At 68.8% G+C, this 15,011-nt stretch carries 16 protein-coding genes; 9 read left to right on the top strand and 7 right to left on the bottom strand.

What is annotated here, in order from left to right:
• Window positions 1-26: 26 nt before the first annotated feature.
• Entirely contained in the window at window positions 27-497 is a 471-nt protein-coding gene (locus tag ACFOD9_RS09795; RefSeq protein ID WP_379509897.1) for a DUF6456 domain-containing protein, read from the top strand.
• Window positions 498-504: 7 nt separating this feature from the next.
• Here the strand turns inward: ACFOD9_RS09795 and ACFOD9_RS09790 are convergent, their stop codons facing one another.
• Window positions 505-2,298, bottom strand: a complete 1,794-nt coding sequence (locus tag ACFOD9_RS09790) for an ABC-F family ATP-binding cassette domain-containing protein (protein ID WP_379509896.1) — start codon at window positions 2,296-2,298, stop codon at window positions 505-507.
• A gap of 178 nt (window positions 2,299-2,476) precedes the next feature.
• On the opposite strand from ACFOD9_RS09790, the gene ACFOD9_RS09785 reads away from it, so the two are divergent.
• From ACFOD9_RS09785 to ACFOD9_RS09775, 3 genes are all read left to right on the top strand, one after another.
• Window positions 2,477-2,770 carry a PepSY domain-containing protein gene (locus ACFOD9_RS09785; protein WP_379509895.1) on the top strand — a complete coding sequence of 98 codons (294 nt, stop codon included), beginning with the start codon at window positions 2,477-2,479 and terminating at the stop codon, window positions 2,768-2,770.
• Window positions 2,771-2,872: 102 nt separating this feature from the next.
• The gene (locus ACFOD9_RS09780) at window positions 2,873-3,550 is read left to right on the top strand and encodes a response regulator (protein ID WP_379509894.1); all 678 of its coding nucleotides are present in this window, start codon (window positions 2,873-2,875) and stop codon (window positions 3,548-3,550) included.
• Window positions 3,551-3,618: 68 nt separating this feature from the next.
• Window positions 3,619-4,938: a sensor histidine kinase gene (locus tag ACFOD9_RS09775; RefSeq protein ID WP_379509980.1), complete on the top strand. Its 1,320-nt coding sequence runs from the start codon at window positions 3,619-3,621 to the stop codon at window positions 4,936-4,938.
• Window positions 4,939-4,978: 40 nt separating this feature from the next.
• On the opposite strand, the gene ACFOD9_RS09770 is transcribed toward ACFOD9_RS09775, so the two are convergent.
• Window positions 4,979-5,320: a chorismate mutase gene (locus ACFOD9_RS09770; RefSeq protein WP_379509893.1), complete on the bottom strand. Its 342-nt coding sequence runs from the start codon at window positions 5,318-5,320 to the stop codon at window positions 4,979-4,981.
• Window positions 5,321-5,398: 78 nt separating this feature from the next.
• Between ACFOD9_RS09770 and ACFOD9_RS09765 the strand changes: the two genes are divergently transcribed.
• A complete protein-coding gene (locus tag ACFOD9_RS09765) occupies window positions 5,399-6,415 on the top strand; it encodes a polyprenyl synthetase family protein (protein WP_379509892.1) in 1,017 nt (338 codons plus the stop codon).
• A gap of 193 nt (window positions 6,416-6,608) precedes the next feature.
• Here the strand turns inward: ACFOD9_RS09765 and ACFOD9_RS09760 are convergent, their stop codons facing one another.
• The gene (locus tag ACFOD9_RS09760) at window positions 6,609-7,154 is read right to left on the bottom strand and encodes a hypothetical protein (protein ID WP_379509891.1); all 546 of its coding nucleotides are present in this window, start codon (window positions 7,152-7,154) and stop codon (window positions 6,609-6,611) included.
• Between the two features lie 70 nt (window positions 7,155-7,224).
• Here ACFOD9_RS09760 and hrpB point away from each other — a divergent pair, with 70 nt between their 5' ends.
• The 4 genes from hrpB (at window position 7,225) to rmuC (ending at window position 12,269) form a co-directional block, all read left to right on the top strand.
• On the top strand, window positions 7,225-9,666 hold the full coding sequence (hrpB, locus tag ACFOD9_RS09755) for an ATP-dependent helicase HrpB (protein ID WP_379509890.1): 2,442 nt from the start codon (window positions 7,225-7,227) through the stop codon (window positions 9,664-9,666).
• A 66-nt stretch (window positions 9,667-9,732) separates the two neighbouring features.
• Window positions 9,733-10,011: an ETC complex I subunit gene (locus tag ACFOD9_RS09750; protein ID WP_379509889.1), complete on the top strand. Its 279-nt coding sequence runs from the start codon at window positions 9,733-9,735 to the stop codon at window positions 10,009-10,011.
• Between the two features lie 104 nt (window positions 10,012-10,115).
• Window positions 10,116-10,685, top strand: coding sequence for a peptide deformylase (def, locus tag ACFOD9_RS09745; protein WP_379509888.1), 570 nt, complete (start codon window positions 10,116-10,118; stop codon window positions 10,683-10,685).
• 81 nt (window positions 10,686-10,766) lie between these two features.
• Window positions 10,767-12,269 carry a DNA recombination protein RmuC gene (gene rmuC / locus ACFOD9_RS09740; RefSeq protein ID WP_379509887.1) on the top strand — a complete coding sequence of 501 codons (1,503 nt, stop codon included), beginning with the start codon at window positions 10,767-10,769 and terminating at the stop codon, window positions 12,267-12,269.
• Window positions 12,270-12,423: 154 nt separating this feature from the next.
• Here rmuC and ACFOD9_RS09735 read toward each other — a convergent pair whose 3' ends face one another.
• From ACFOD9_RS09735 to rapZ, 4 genes are all read right to left on the bottom strand, one after another.
• Window positions 12,424-13,242, bottom strand: coding sequence for a TrmH family RNA methyltransferase (locus tag ACFOD9_RS09735; RefSeq protein ID WP_379509886.1), 819 nt, complete (start codon window positions 13,240-13,242; stop codon window positions 12,424-12,426).
• A gap of 4 nt (window positions 13,243-13,246) precedes the next feature.
• Entirely contained in the window at window positions 13,247-13,519 is a 273-nt protein-coding gene (locus tag ACFOD9_RS09730; RefSeq protein WP_379509885.1) for an HPr family phosphocarrier protein, read from the bottom strand.
• Between the two features lie 31 nt (window positions 13,520-13,550).
• Window positions 13,551-13,955, bottom strand: a complete 405-nt coding sequence (locus tag ACFOD9_RS09725; RefSeq protein ID WP_379509979.1) for a PTS sugar transporter subunit IIA — start codon at window positions 13,953-13,955, stop codon at window positions 13,551-13,553.
• Between the two features lie 73 nt (window positions 13,956-14,028).
• A complete protein-coding gene (gene rapZ, locus ACFOD9_RS09720) occupies window positions 14,029-15,006 on the bottom strand; it encodes an RNase adapter RapZ (protein ID WP_379509884.1) in 978 nt (325 codons plus the stop codon).
• Window positions 15,007-15,011 lie beyond the last annotated feature (5 nt).

Below are 15,011 nucleotides of genomic sequence, written 5' to 3'. Positions count from 1 at the left end.
CATCAGCCACGAAGGGGGACGAATCGATGCGGCAGGAACTGGTGGAGCGCGAGTTGACGGCGGCGGGTCCCGGCACGGCGGCCCCGCGCAAGGGCCGGCGCAGCGTGACCGTGAACCTCGCGGAAAGCCCGGTGACCTGGCTTCACGCCCACGGCCACATCGACGATCGCCAGCTCGCCGCCGGCGAATGCCTGCGCCGCGATTTCGAGATGGCCCAGCTTGGCCCGTCCTTGACCATGAGCTGGGAACCGGTGCGCCTGTCGGGCGGTGGCGGCGCGCGGATGAACCCGACCGAGCGCCAGATGGCCGCGAAGGAGCGCTTCGACGGGGCCGTGGCCAGTGCCGGCAACGGGCTGGCCGACATCCTGTGGCGGGTGGTCTGCTCGGGCGAGAGCCTGGCCATGGCCGAACGCGCCCTGGCCTGGCCGGCGCGCAGCGGCAAGCTGGTCCTGCGCTTCGCGCTCGACCGGGTGGCCAGCTTCTACCGGATCGGCTGAGGGGCAGTCAGCCTTCGACCTGCTCGGCCAGGTCCAGCCAGCGTTCTTCCGCCGCCTCCTTGTCGGCGCGGACCTTGTCGAGCGCGGCCATGATCGCGGCGAATTTCGCCGGATCGCGGGCATAGAGATCGGGATCGGCCAGTTGCGCCTCGCCCCGGGCGATGGCGGCGTCGAATTCGGCGATCCGCTCGGGCAGGGTGTCGTAGTCGCGCTGGTCCTTGTATGACAGCTTGCCCTTCCGCGCCGCCGGCGGCGGGGCTGACGGCGCGGCCGGGGTGGCGGCGGCCTTCGGCGTGGGGCGGGCCGGCGCCGTGCGCGCCTTGCGCTGGCGTTCCCACTCGGCATAGCCACCGGCCACGATATCGACCCGGCCCGAACCGTCGAGCCCCAGGGTGACGGTGACCGTGCGATCGAGGAAATCGCGGTCGTGGCTGACGATCAGCACCGTGCCGTCATAGTCCGCGATCACTTCCTGGAGCAGGTCGAGCGTTTCGAGATCGAGGTCGTTGGTCGGCTCGTCGAGCACCAGCAGGTTCGAGAGGCGGGCGAATTCGCGCGCCAGCAGCAGGCGCGAACGCTCGCCGCCCGAAAGCGTGCCGACCCGGGCATCGACGAGGCCGGGATCGAACAGGAAGTCCTTGAGATAGCCCTGCACGTGCTTGCGGACCCCGCGCACGTCGACCCAGTCACCCCCTTCGGCCAGCACGTCGCGCACCCGCTTCTCGGGGGAGAGCAGGCTGCGCTGCTGGTCGATCATCACGCCGGTAAGGGTTTTCGCCAGGGTAACCGTGCCCTCGTCGGGCGCGAGTTCGCCGGTGAGCAGCTTGAGCAGCGTGGTCTTGCCCGCGCCGTTCGCGCCCACCAGGCCGATCCGGTCGCCCCGGGTGATCCGCAGCGAGAAGTCCTTGATGATCGGGCGCTCGCCAAACCTCTTGGACACCTTGTCCGCCACGATCACCGCCTTGGACTTGGCATCGTCGTTGCCCAGCGCCAGCTTGGCCGTGCCCTGGGGCGAGAGCATGGCCGCGCGCTGGGCGCGCATTTCCCACAACTTTTCCAGCCGGCCCTGGTTGCGCTTGCGCCGGGCGGTGACCCCGCGTTCGAGCCAGTGGGCCTCGATCTTGAGCTTGGCGTCAAGCTTGTCCGCCGCGCGGGCTTCCTCGGCGTAGACCTGTTCCATCCACGCCTCGTAGCCGCCGAAGCCGATTTCCTTGCGGCGCAGCGAGCCGCGATCGAGCCAGATGGTCGCCTTGGTCAGCCGCTCAAGGAAAGTGCGGTCATGGCTGATCACCACGAAGGCGCCGTTATAGCGCGAGAGCCAGCCCTCCAGCCAGTCGATCGCGGCCAGATCGAGGTGGTTGGTCGGCTCGTCGAGCAGCAGGAGGTCGGGCTCGGAGGCCAGCGCGCGGGCCAGGGCAGCGCGGCGCCGCTCGCCCCCGCTGGCGCTGTCGGCCTTGCGGGTCATGTCGATGCCGAGCTGGCCGGCGATGGCTTCCACCTCGTGGCGCGGTGGGGCATCGGGGCCATGCAGCGCGAAGTCGAGCAGGGTGTCGTGGCCGGTGAAGAACGGGTCCTGTTCCAGGGTCACGATCCGCGTGCCCGGCTGGATCGCGCGCTTGCCCTTGTCGGCCTCCACCGCGCCCGAAATCAGGCGCAGCAAGGTGGTCTTGCCCGCGCCGTTGCGGCCGATCAGGGCCAGCCGGTCACGCGGGGCGATATGAAGGTCGAGGTCGCGGAAAAGCCAGCCCGAGCCCTGTTGCAGGCTCAGGCCTTCCCACGAAAGGATCGGTGCGGCGGCCATCGCGGCGCGTTAGGGGAGGGGCCGCGCGTTGACAAGCATCCGCATCGACAGGCATCAGCATGGACAGGCATCCGCATGGACAGGGGTGGCCGCACCGCCATGCCTTGCGCTCCCGATGCGCTTCGTTTTCCTTTATTCACTAGCCGTTCAACGCCTGCCGGATATCCCAGTGCCAGTCATGAAGCGCCTTGTCCTCCTTTCCGCCCTTGTCGCCGCCGCGCTCGCGCCGGCGGCCGATGCCGCCAGCCCCGGCGACGCGCAGGGGCAGGTTCGCCGCGAAATGCGCGCCGGCACGGTCCTGCCGCTGCGCCAGATCGAGCAGATGGTCCTGCCGGCCATGCCCGGGATGCAGTATCTCGGGCCGGAGTACGATCCCATCGCCATGGCCTATCGCCTCAAGTTCATTCACGAGGGCCGGGTGGTCTTCGTCGATGTTGATGCCCGCTCGGGCCAGATCATCTCGCGCCATTGAGCGGGCCGGGGACTTGGCGGATCGCTTGACGCTCCCCAGCTTTGACCGCAAGACCCGGCCATATCCGGCGCCTTGCGCCGCGCCGCAACAGGGAACAGAGCGATGCGTATCCTGATCGTCGAGGACGAACCCACGCTGGGCCGCCAGCTCAAGACCACGCTTGAGCAGACCGGCTATGCCGTCGACCTCTCCACCGACGGCGAGGACGGCCACTACATGGGCGCCTCCGAGGACTATGACGCGGTCGTGCTCGATCTCGGCCTGCCCGAGATCGATGGCCTCACCGTGCTGGGAATGTGGCGCAAGGAAGGCCGCAGCTTCCCGGTGCTGGTGCTGACCGCGCGCGATTCCTGGTCCGACAAGGTGGCCGGGCTGGATGCCGGCGCCGATGATTATCTCGCCAAGCCGTTCCAGACCGAGGAACTGATCGCCCGCCTGCGCGCGCTCATCCGCCGCGCCTCGGGCAATTCGTCAAGCGAACTGATCGCCGGCAACGTGCGGCTGGATACCCGCTCGGGCCGGGTCACGCTCAAGGGCGAGCCGGTCAAGCTCACCGCCCAGGAATACAAGCTCCTGTCCTACCTGCTCCACCACAAGGGCAAGGTGGTCAGCCGCACCGAGCTGATCGAACACATCTACGATCAGGACTTCGATCGCGATTCCAACACCATCGAGGTTTTCGTCACCCGTATCCGCAAGAAGCTGGGCGCCGATGTGATCACCACGATCCGCGGGCTGGGCTACAGCCTCGACGATCCGGCCGAAGCCCGGCGTGGTTAAGATGCGTGGCTGACGAAGCCGCATCCCCCCAGCCGACCCGCCCCCACACCGGCTCGCTTTCCCGCCGGATGATGCTCATCGCGGCGGGCTGGATCTCGATCCTGCTGCTGCTTGGCGGCATCGGGCTGGATCGCACGCTGACCGGGCTGATCACCCGCAATTTCGATGACCAGCTGGGCTATATGCTCACCGCCATGGTCGGCTCGGCCGAAATCGGTCCCGATGGCGAGGTGTTCTTCAACCGGCCGCTGGGCGACCAGCGCTTTCTTGAACCCAATTCCGGCCTCTACTGGCAGATCAGCGGCAAGGGCCACGATGATTTCCCCTCGCGCTCGCTGTGGGATCGCACGCTCAAGGTAGATACCGGCCACTTCGATACTGTCCCCCACGTCTATGACAGCGCCCAGTTCCAGGGCGAGCCGCTGCGGATCATGGAACGCTCGATCATCCTGCCCGGCAACGACACCAGGTGGTGGTTCGTCGTGGCGCAAAGCCGCACCGCGCTGGATGATCAGATCAAGCGCATCCGGCTGATCCTGGTCTGGTCGTTCATCGTCCTGGGGGCGGGGCTGTTCCTGATGGCGGGCCTGCAGACCTGGTATGGCCTTGGCCCGTTGCGGCGCGTGCGCCGGGCGATCCAGAAGATGCGGACCACCGGCGCCAACCGCGTCACCGATCCGCTCCCGCTCGAAGTGCAGCCCCTGGTCGATGAACTCAACGGCCTGCTCGCCCATGCCGAACGCCAGGCCGAGGAAGCGCGCACCCATGCCGGCAATCTCGCCCACGCCCTGAAAACCCCGCTGACCGTGGTGATGAACGCGGCCACCGCCCATGCGGCCGATCTTGCCGACACGGTGATCCGCGAGGCGGCGGTGATGCGCCGCCAGGTCGATCACCATCTCGCCCGCGCGCGCGCCGTGGGCCGCCGCGCCGTCGGCCTGTCGCGTGCCGGGGTGTGGGACAGCGTCGAGGCCGTGCTGCGCGCGGTCACCCGGCTCCACGAGGCCACCCGCTTCGACCTTGATGGCAACCGCGAGGCGGCGGTCGCCATCGAGCGGCAGGATCTTGACGAGATCCTCGGCAATCTCATCGAGAACGCGGCCAAATATGGCGGCGGCTCGGTCTTCGTCACGGTCGACGCCGCGCCGGCTGATCCGCGCTGGTGCGAGATCTGGGTGGAAGACGATGGCCGCGGCATCCCGCCCGAAGCGCGCACCCGCATCTTCGATCGCGGCGCGCGGCTGGATACCGGCAAGCCGGGCACGGGCCTGGGCCTGGCCATCGTGCGCGACGTCGCGGAAATCTACGGCGGCGCGGTGGACCTGGGCGTGAGCGAGGACCTGGGCGGGCTGCTGGTTCGCCTGCGCCTGCCTCGGGCGCAGGGTTAGTCAGCCTGCCCGCTGCGGCAGGAGGCCGCTTCGTGGCCGTTCAGCGCCCGTCCTTGGCCTGGTGATGGTGGCGGATCACCTCGTCGATGATGAAGCGGATGAACTTCTCGCCGAAATCGGGATCGAGCTGGGCATCTTCGGCCAGGCGGCGCAGGCGGGTGATCTGGCGTTCCTCGCGGCCGGGATCGGACGGCGCAAGATCGTGCTCGGCCTTGTAGGCGCCCACCGCCTTGGTGATGCGGAACCGCTCGGCCAGCATATGGATCAGCGCGGCGTCGATATTGTCGATGCTGGCGCGGAACGAGGCCAGGATCGGATCGGGAGCGGGATCGGCGGGCTGGCCGGGGCGAGGGGCGGCGGCGGGGGCGGTTTCCTGGGTCATCGTCTTGCGCGCTAGCACGGGAATGGCTGCGAATCCAAGCTTGCCATCCGCGCTGCCAGCGCCCAAGGGAGCCGCGCGATGAGCGCAGACGTGATCCCCCTCCGCCCCCGCCCGAGCGAGCCTTCGCTGGCCCCGCTGCTGGCGCTGACCGCGCCCGGCATGAACGCGGTGAACGCCATCATCCTCGATCGGATGCAGAGCGAGATCCCGCTGATCCCGGCGCTGGCTGGCCATCTCATTTCCGGCGGCGGCAAGCGGATGCGCCCGATGCTGACCATCGCCGGCGCGGCCCTGTGCGACTATCAGGGCACCCGCCACCACAAGCTCGCCGCCGCGGTCGAATTCATCCACACCGCCACGCTCCTGCATGATGACGTGGTCGATGGCTCGGATATGCGTCGGGGCAAGGAAACCGCCAACATCGTCTATGGCAACCCGGCCACCGTGCTGGTCGGCGATTTCCTGTTCACCCGCAGCTTCGAGCTGATGGTGGAGGATGGCAGCCTCAAGGTGCTCAAGATCCTCTCCAGCGCCAGCTCGATCATCGCGGAAGGCGAGGTTGACCAGCTCACCGCCCAGCGCAAGGTCGAAACGGGCGAGGAGCATTATCTCCAGATCATCGGCGCGAAAACCGCCGCCCTGTTCGCCGCCGCCACCCGCATCGCGGCCGTCGTCGCCGAACGCTCCGAGGCGGAAGAACAGGCGCTCGATGCCTATGGCCGCAACCTGGGCATTGCCTTCCAGCTGGTCGACGATGCGATCGACTATGATTCCGAAGCCTCGGAAATGGGCAAGGGCAAGGGCGATGATTTCCGCGACGGCAAGATGACCCTGCCGGTCATCCTCGCCTATGCCCGCGGCACGGCCGAGGAACGCCAGTTCTGGCAGGACGCCATCGCCGGTTTCACCACCGCCGATGAAGACCTTGCCCACGCGGTCGCCCTCATCGCCAAGTACGATACGGTTTCCGCCACCCGCGAACGCGCCCGCCACTACGCCCAGCGCGCGATCGACGCCATCGCCGGCTTCCCGGCCGGCCCGGCCCGCAGCGCCATGGCCGAAGCCGCCGAATTCGCCGTGGCGCGGCGGTATTGACCTATCGTCGTCCCGGGTTCGACCCGGGACCGCTGGCCAACGCGAAGCTGGGATGCTCGTCTGAAGCGCCTGGTTCACGGTCTCGGAACCGACACCGGTCCCGGGTCAAGCCCGGGACGACGCTACCGACAGTCGACGAAAACCCGTCACCCCGAGCTTGATCCGGGGGCCGTCTCCTGGCATTCGCCTCGGCCTACCGCACCGGCACCATCAGGTGGGCATAGGGCGTTCCCGCCCACATCACGTAGGGCGCCTTGGTGTCGGGCCGCGGACTGGCCGGATAGCCCGCCAGCAAGGCCTGCGATCCCACCACCATCACGTGCGGCCCGGTGCTGATCCACGCCCCGTCGGGCCTGGTCGCATAGGGATCGACATTGCTCGCATCGGTCCCGCCTTCCAGCATATACATCAGCCCCGGCTTGCCCTCCGGCGGCGGCTTGTGGCCCATCCAGGCCATGGCCCAGTCCATCGCGTTGGCATCCATGCACATCGGGTCCGGCCCCGGCGTGGCGGGGTTGTCCGGCATACAGGTGAAGCCGTTGGTGCCCGGGCGCAGGGTGGTCATCGAACCATCGGCATTGGCGCGCACGATGGTCGCATGGGCAGCGACCGCCACCGGGGCGGCGGACATCGCGCTGCGGACCGGATCGGCACGCGGCGCTGCCTTGGGGCTCGCCTGCGCGGGGGCGATGGCAAGGCTGAAGGACAGCGCGATCAGGGCACGAGCAGAGGTCTTCATGGCATCCTCCTGTTGGCAGCGCCTTGCCCGGCGCTGGCCCTCCCGGCCCGAAACGCATAACGCGGGCAAAATGTCCCGCAGCACGCTCCCGATCCACGCCGTCCTGCCTGATTTGCTCGCCGCCCTGCGCGCGCGCGCCGCGGCGGTGCTGATCGCGCCGCCCGGCGCCGGCAAGACCACGGCCGTCGCGCCCGCGCTGCTGGCCGAGCCGTGGTGCACCGGCAGCGTCATCGTCCTCTCCCCCCGCCGCGTCGCCGCCCGCGCCGCGGCCGAGCGCATGGCCGAACTCATGGGCGAGGCTGCCGGCGAGACCATCGGCTATCTCACCCGCCTCGACAGCAAGCGCTCCGCCAGAACCCGCGTGCTGGTGATGACCGAGGCGATCTTCGTGGCCACCATCCTCAAGGACCCCGAACTGTCCGGCGTTTCCGCCGTCCTGTTCGACGAGGCCCACGAGCGCCACCTCGACAGCGACCTTGGCCTCGCCCTCGCGGTCGAGAGCCAGCAGGTCCTGCGCGACGACCTGCGCCTGGTGGTCATGTCGGCCACGCTCGATGGCCAGCGCTTCGCCGCCCTGCTCGATGGCGCCCCGGTGATCGAGAGCGAGGGCAAGGCCTGGCCGTTGGCGATCCGCTGGCTCGGCGCCCGTCCCGAGCTGCGCCTCGACGATGCCATGGCCTCGGCAATCGCCACCGCCTGGCGCGAACAGGGGGAGGGCGACCTGCTCGCCTTCCTGCCCGGCGTCGGCGAGATCGAGCGGCTGCGCGAGAAGCTGGTGCAGCGCCTGCCCCAGGCGCTTGTATTGCCGTTGCATGGCCAATGCGACCCCGCTGCCCAGCGCGCCGCGATCCGCCGCGATCCCGAGGGGCGGCGACGGATCGTCCTCGCCACGGCCATCGCCGAAACCTCGCTAACCCTCGATGGCGTAAGCATTGTCGTCGATGCCGGCCTCTCGCGCCGGGCCGAATTCGACAAGGCCGCCGGCGTCACCCGCCTCGTCACCCACCGCGCCAGCCAGGCCAGCGCCGCCCAGCGCGCCGGCCGCGCCGCAAGGCAGGGGCCGGGCGTGGCCTACCGCCTGTGGGAGGAAGCCGCCCATGCCGGCCGCCCGGCCTTCGAGCCGCCCGAGATCCTCGTCTCCGATCTCGCCCCACTGGCACTGACCCTCGCCCAATGGGGTGCGGGCGATGCGGCCGCCATGGCCTGGCTCGATCCCCCGCCGCCCCCGGCCATGGCCGCCGCCCACGCGCTCCTCCTCAGCCTCGGTGCGCTTGACGAAGGCGGGCGGATCACGCCGCACGGTAGCGCCATGGCCGCCCTGCCGCTGGAGCCGCGTCTCGCCCATATGCTGCTCCACGCCGCCCGCCACGGCGCGGCCGGGGATGCCGCAGCCCTCGCGCTCCTGTTGCAGGAACGCGGCCTCGGCGGGCGCAGCGACGATCTGCACCTGCGCTTCGATACCTGGCAGCGTGATCGCTCGCCCCGCGCCCAGGCCTCGCGCAAGCTGGCCGAACGCTGGGCGCGGCAGGCTCCGCAAGGGTCGGGCGATGGCCTGCCACTGGCTGCGATCCTGGCCGAAGGCTTCCCCGACCTCATCGCCCGCCGCCGCGATCCTTCGGGCGAACTGTGGCTGACCGCCGGGGGCAGGGGGCTGCGGCTCGATCCGGCCAGCCCGCTGATCCGCGCCGAATGGCTGGCCGTGGGCGAGGCCCAGGGCGAGGCCAGGGGCGCGCGGATCACCGGCGCAATCGCGCTGACAGAGGCCGAGGTCACGCGCTGGCTCGGCCACCGGATCGAGCGGGCCAGCACCCTGCGCTGGGTGGCCGAGGAGCGCCGGGTGGAAGCCCTGCTGGAGCAGCGTCTGGGGGCCATTGTCCTCGCGCGCGGGTCCGATCCAAACCCCGATCCGGCGGCGATCGCCCGCTTCCTGGCCGACAAGGTCCGCGCCGAGGGGCTGGGGTTGCTTCCGCTGTCGCCGGCCAGTCGCGCCCTGCTCACCCGCGCCGCCCACGCCGGCCTTGCCGCGCTGGCCGAGGAAGCCTTGCAGGCGGAGGTCGGCGATTGGCTGCTCCCGCTGCTTGGCCGCCGGCTGGATGACCTGCCCAGGGGCAAGCTCCACGAGGCCTTGCTCGCCCGGCTGGACCATGCCCAGCGCCAGCAGCTCGATGCGCTGGCCCCGCCCAGCTTTCGCAGCCCGGCGGGCACCAGCCATGAAATCGACTATGCCGATCCCGGCGGCCCTTCGGTGGAGGTCCGCGTCCAGGCGCTGTTCGGGCTGGATCGCCACCCCACCTACGGCAAGCCCCCGCAACCGCTCCTGCTCAAGCTGACCGATCCGGGCGGCAAGCCGCTCCAGACCACCCGTGATCTTCCCGGGTTCTGGCGCGGTTCGTGGCGCGATGTCGTCAAGGATGCCAAGGGCCGCTACCCCAAGCACCGCTGGCCGGACCAGCCGTGGACCGAGGATCCCAGCCTCAAGACGAAGAATGCCTTCGAGCGGCAACGCAAGTAGCGCGTTTGCGCGAAGCGGATAACCTTCCCCCTTGATTCCCGCGTCGTTTCGCCCGAAAGCGCCGACATGACCGCCCGTATCTATCAGCGCCCGAAGAACGCCATGCAGTCCGGCAAGGCCCGCACCGACACCTGGGTGCTCGAATTCGCGCCGGCCGAGGCCCGCCGCGCCGATCCGCTGATGGGCTGGTCGGGCTCGGGTGATACGCAGAGCCAGGTCGTGCTCCAGTTCGCCAGCCAGGCGGAGGCCCAGGCCTATGCGGATCGCCACGGGATCGCGGCCCGCGCTGCTGCCACGCCGCCCCGGCGCCTCAAGCTGCAGGCCTACGCCGACAATTTCCGCTGAACCGGAAAGGGTGGGTGGGCCGATAGTCGCACCTGTCGGGCACATCGGAAATCTTGGGCGCCGGGCGTCTTGCGAGTTGCGCGCGCTCCGCTTATCTCGCGGCCATGGCTATCCGCGAAATCATCGAAACCCCCGATCCGCAGCTCAAGCAGGTCTCGACCAAGGTTGAATCCTTCGACGAGTCCCTGCGGACCCTTGTCGCCGATATGTTCGAGACGATGTATGATGCCCCCGGCATCGGCCTCGCCGCGATCCAGGTCGGCGTGCCGCTGCGGGTGGTGACCATCGACCTCCAGCCCGAAGACGAGGACGCCGAGCCGGAAACCTGCACCGCCCATGGCGATCACGAACACACCCACCAGCCGCGCAAGCTGGAACCGCGGGTGTTCATCAACCCCGAGATCGTCTCGGTGAGCGAGGACCTGGCGATCTACCAGGAAGGCTGCCTCTCGGTCCCCGAGATCTACGCCGAGGTCGAACGCCCCGCCACGCTGCGCGCCCGCTGGCAGGACCTTGATGGCAAGGCCCACGAGGAAGACATCGACGGCCTGCTGGCCACCTGCCTCCAGCACGAGCTGGACCACCTGGAGGGCATCCTGTTCATCGATCACCTCTCGCGCCTGAAGCGCAACATGGCGCTCAAGAAGCTGGAAAAGCTGCGGAAGGCGGCCTGATCCGGCCCGTCCGCGCAGGCCACTTGCCATGCGGGTAATTGGCGGATAAGTTCATGGTTCGTTCCATTTAGGGGCAGCGCCGTGAACGCCGAAATCCTCAGTTTCTTCACCCTGCTGCTCGGCCTTGGCGCTGGGGTTGCGCTTGGCTGGTTCCTGGGCAACCGGCCCGTGGCGGAATGGCGCGAACGCTTTGCCGCGCGCGATCTCGATGCGCGCGAGCTGGATGAGAAGTTCCGCCGCGCGATCACCGAACTGGCCACGGCGAGTGAGCGGGCGGCGAGGGCCGACGATCTGGCCCAGCGCGCCGACGAGGCCGCCCGGCGGCTGGAGCAATCGCGCGCCGATCATGCCGCCCAGCTCGAAGCCGCGCGCCTCGCGCGGGAACAGGTGCTCCATGAAAAGGCCGTCATCGGTGCCGAACTTGCGGGCCTGAAGGCCGATGCGGCCAATTTCGAGGAGCAGAAGCGCCTGTTGATCGAAGCGCAGGAGGCGCTTCGCAAGGAATTCGAGAACGCCGGCAACCGCGTGCTCGAAAAGGCGCAGGAAACCTTCCTCCGGCGCGCGCAGGAACGTTTTTCCGAAAGCGAGAAGGCCAGCGCCGAACGCATCGCCACCCTGCTCGCGCCGGTCGGCCAGCGGCTGCAAAGCTACGAGGAGCAGGTCGCCGGGCTGGAAGCGAGGCGGGTCGATGCCTTCGGCCAGCTGTTCGGCCAGATCGAGGCGCTGCGCGCCGGCCAGGAACAGGTGCGGGCCGAGGCGCAGCGGCTGGGCAATTCGCTCACCAATGCCCCCAAGGCGCGGGGCCGCTGGGGCGAACGGGCCTTGCAGAACGTGCTCGAACAGTGCGGCCTATCCGAACATACCGATTTCGTCACCGAGCATTCGGTCAACACTGATGACGGCCGCCTGCGCCCCGATGCGATCATCCGCATCCCCGGCCAGAAGAGCCTGATCGTCGATGCCAAGGTTTCCCTGAACGCCTACCAGGAAGCCTTCGAGGCCAATGACGATGCCGTTCGCAAGGCCGCGCTGGATCAGCACGCCCGCTCGATGCGGAGCCACGTGCAGACGCTGGGCGCCAAGTCCTACCAGAGCCAGTTCGACGAGGCGCCGGACTATGTGGTGATGTTCGTGCCGGGCGAGCATTTCGTTGCCGCCGCATTGGAACACGATCCGGAACTGTGGGACTTTGCCTTCCGCAACAAGGTCCTGCTGGCAACGCCCACCAACCTGGTGGCGATCGCGCGCACCGTGGCCGAAGTCTGGCGCCAGGATACCATCGCGCGCGAGGCGGTGGAGATCGGCAAGGCCGGGGCGGAACTGTACGACCGGCTGCGCGTGGCCTCGGAACACCTCAAGCGGGTGGGCGGCGGGCTCAATTCGGCGGTGGAGAACTACAACCGGTTCGTCTCCAGCTTCGAACGCAATGTCCTGACCTCGGGCAAGCGCCTGCGCGACAAGGGCATCGCCATCGGCGCCCGCGAGATCGAGGACGTGCCCCTGGTCGACAGCACGCCGCGCTATGCCGAGATCGCCGGGGCCGGAAGCGAACCCGAGGTGTTGCCGATCCCCGAAACGGAGTGATCCGGCGGGCCGCTGCCCACGGCAAAACAAAACCCCCGCCGTTGCGGGCGGGGGTGAAAGGCAAATGGGAGGGGCAACGCCGAAGCGTCACGCTGCCGTCCTAGCCGCAACTTGCTGTGCGCCCGGTGAACGGGCGGCTAGGTGGTTTTCGCGGTCAGGCCTGGCTTTCGGGTGCCAGCGCGGCAAGCGCTTCGTAGGCGAGGACGGCGCCGGCGATGGCGGCGTTGAGGCTGTCGGCCCGGCCGCGCATCGGGATCGTTACCCGCAGGTCGCAGGCCTGCTCGTAATCCTCGGGCAGGCCGCGCGATTCGTTGCCGATCACCAGGAAGCAGGGCGCGGCATAGGGCGCGCCGCGATAGGGCACGGCCTCGCGCAGCGAGGCGGCGACCAGCTGGCCCGGTCCGGCGCGCAGCCAGGGCAGAAACTCGTCCCAGCGTGCCCGCGCCAGCCGCTGGGTGAAGATCGCCCCCATGCTCGCGCGCACGGCTTCCACCGAAAAGGGGTCGGCGCAATCGTCGAGCAGGATCAGCCCGCCCGCGCCAACCGCGTCGCAGGTTCGCAGCATGGTGCCCAGGTTCCCCGGATCGCGCATGGCCTGGGCCACCAGCCACAGCGGCGCGGCCGCGCGGTCCAGCCCGGCAAGGGCCGTGTCGAATTCGGGGAAGACCCCGGCAACGGCCTGGGGATTGTCCTTGCCGGTGATCTTTTCGAGAATGTCCTCGCCGGTCTCGATCACCTCGCCGCCGGCGGCCAGCACGTCGGCTTCAAGGGCGGCCAGCAGGGGATGGTCGTCGCGCCCGCGGGCCATGACCAGCAGTTCGGGCAGGCGCCCGCTCTCGCGCGCATCGGTCAGCAGGCGCAGACCTTCGGCAAGGAACCGGCCCTCGCGCTTGCGATGCTTCTTGTCCCTGAGCGAGCGCAGGAACTTGACGGTCGGATTGGAAAAGCCCGTGATGAGGCGGCGGTCGGCCACTGGTTCAATCTTCGCCGAAGCCGTCCTTCACCAGACCCACCAGCTTGGGCAGGATCTGGTCGGCAGTCTCGCCCTCGACGCATATCTCGATGGTGTCGCCCTTGGCGGCGCCCAGCATCATCAGGCCCAGGATCGAGCCGCCATTGGCGCTGGTGCCATCCTTGGCCACGGTGACGGCAAGGCCATCAGGCAGCCGCGACACGGCATTGACGAACTTGGCGCTGGCCCGCGCGTGCAGGCCCCGCTGGTTCACGATTTCGACCACTTCGCTTGGCATCGCCCCCAAGATCCCCTTTTATCGCTGCCCCTCAGGCGTCCTGGCCCAGGAACTCGCTTGCGATCGTGATGTAGTTGCGCCCGGCATCGCGGGCTGCGACCGTGGCATCGACCACGTTCATGGTCCGCCGTGCGCCGGCCAGGCGGATCAGCATGGGCAGGTTGATCCCGGCGATCACTTCCACCCGGCCCGCCTCCATCAGCGAGATCGCGAGGTTCGATGGGGTGCCGCCGAACAGGTCGGTGAGGATGATCGCGCCCTGGCCGCTATCGACCGCGCGAATCGCATCGGCGATTTCCTTGCGGCGGCGCTCCATGTCGTCGTTCGGGCCGATGCACACGGTGGCCACCGCTTCCTGCCGGCCGACCACGTGCTGCATGGCGTGAACGAATTCCTCGGCAAGCCTGCCGTGGGTCACGAGGATCAGCCCGATCATGAAGGGATAGCGCTCCGAATGGCCTCGGCTGGTGATGTCCGCCATGCGGGACGCCGGGGGTATTTGACCTTGCTCACGACTTGCCGCCTTCTACCAGATCGGCGGCGCGCGCGCTCAGGTTGCGATGCAGCAATGTGGGCGAAAATCCCGCCTCGCGCAAGGCCGCGGCCATCTGTTCGGCCACGAAGACCGAGCGATGCCGGCCGCCGGTGCAGCCGAAGGCCACGTGGACATAGGGTTTGCCCTGGGCTTCGTAGCGCGGCAGCAGCAGCAGCAGCAGGTCGCGGATGCGGGCGAAAGCCTCGCCATAGGCGGGATCGCGCGAGATATATTCGCCCACCGCGGCATCCTGTCCGGTCAGCGGGCGCAGCACCGGGTCCCAGTGGGGATTGTCGAGGAAGCGCATATCGAACACGAGATCGGCCACTGGCGGCATCCCGCGCGAAAAGCCGAAGCTGGACAGCGTCACTGTCAGCCGGGGCGGGGTTTCGGGGGCAAACCGCTCGCGGATCACCTGCTGGAGCTGATTGGCGGTGAAATCAGTGGTGACCACCACCATGTCGGCCCAGCGTCGCAGGGGTTCGAGCAGTTCGCGCTCGGCGGCGATGCCCGAGCTGGCGGGCATATCGCTGGCCATGGGGTGGCGGCGCCGCGTCTCGTTGTAGCGGCGCTCCAGTTCCTGTCCCGAACAGTCGAGAAACAGGGTGGTCACCTCTAGGTCGGCCCGGCCGGACAGCGCCTTCACCCGTTCGATGATCCGGTGCGGATCGAACCCGCGGGTGCGCGAATCGAAGCCGATCGCCAGCGGGACGCGCGTATCGCGCTGGGCATTGTCCTTGGGCGAGACGAGCTGTTCGAGCAGGCGGATCGGGAAATTGTCGATCGTTTCCCAGCCCAGGTCCTCCAGCACCTTGAGCACGGTCGACTTTCCCGCGCCGAGCAAGCCGGTAACCAGCAGGACCCGCTGGCGGCCATCGACGGCGCACTGGCCGGCCTCACGGGAATCGCGGCCGGATCCGCCTTCGGAATCGCTCTCGGACTCTGCGCTCATTGGCG

Origin of the sequence: Novosphingobium bradum, from assembly GCF_042646485.1 — a bacterium.
GTDB lineage: Bacteria > Pseudomonadota > Alphaproteobacteria > Sphingomonadales > Sphingomonadaceae > Novosphingobium > Novosphingobium bradum.
Note: the sequence above shows the minus strand (reverse complement) of the source record. Positions and strands in the feature narration are given on the sequence as shown.

Coding starts and splice junctions, on each gene's coding strand:
- ACFOD9_RS09725 (WP_379509979.1), bottom strand. CDS start 13,955: ATGATCGGGCTGATCCTCGTGACCCACGGCAGGCTTGCCGAGGAATTC.
- ACFOD9_RS09795 (WP_379509897.1), top strand. CDS start 27: ATGCGGCAGGAACTGGTGGAGCGCGAGTTGACGGCGGCGGGTCCCGGC.
- ACFOD9_RS09760 (WP_379509891.1), bottom strand. CDS start 7,154: ATGAAGACCTCTGCTCGTGCCCTGATCGCGCTGTCCTTCAGCCTTGCC.
- ACFOD9_RS09765 (WP_379509892.1), top strand. CDS start 5,399: ATGAGCGCAGACGTGATCCCCCTCCGCCCCCGCCCGAGCGAGCCTTCG.
- def (WP_379509888.1), top strand. CDS start 10,116: ATGGCTATCCGCGAAATCATCGAAACCCCCGATCCGCAGCTCAAGCAG.
- rapZ (WP_379509884.1), bottom strand. CDS start 15,006: ATGAGCGCAGAGTCCGAGAGCGATTCCGAAGGCGGATCCGGCCGCGAT.
- ACFOD9_RS09785 (WP_379509895.1), top strand. CDS start 2,477: ATGAAGCGCCTTGTCCTCCTTTCCGCCCTTGTCGCCGCCGCGCTCGCG.
- ACFOD9_RS09790 (WP_379509896.1), bottom strand. CDS start 2,298: ATGGCCGCCGCACCGATCCTTTCGTGGGAAGGCCTGAGCCTGCAACAG.
- ACFOD9_RS09770 (WP_379509893.1), bottom strand. CDS start 5,320: ATGACCCAGGAAACCGCCCCCGCCGCCGCCCCTCGCCCCGGCCAGCCC.
- ACFOD9_RS09750 (WP_379509889.1), top strand. CDS start 9,733: ATGACCGCCCGTATCTATCAGCGCCCGAAGAACGCCATGCAGTCCGGC.
- hrpB (WP_379509890.1), top strand. CDS start 7,225: ATGTCCCGCAGCACGCTCCCGATCCACGCCGTCCTGCCTGATTTGCTC.
- ACFOD9_RS09730 (WP_379509885.1), bottom strand. CDS start 13,519: ATGCCAAGCGAAGTGGTCGAAATCGTGAACCAGCGGGGCCTGCACGCG.
- ACFOD9_RS09775 (WP_379509980.1), top strand. CDS start 3,619: ATGATGCTCATCGCGGCGGGCTGGATCTCGATCCTGCTGCTGCTTGGC.
- ACFOD9_RS09780 (WP_379509894.1), top strand. CDS start 2,873: ATGCGTATCCTGATCGTCGAGGACGAACCCACGCTGGGCCGCCAGCTC.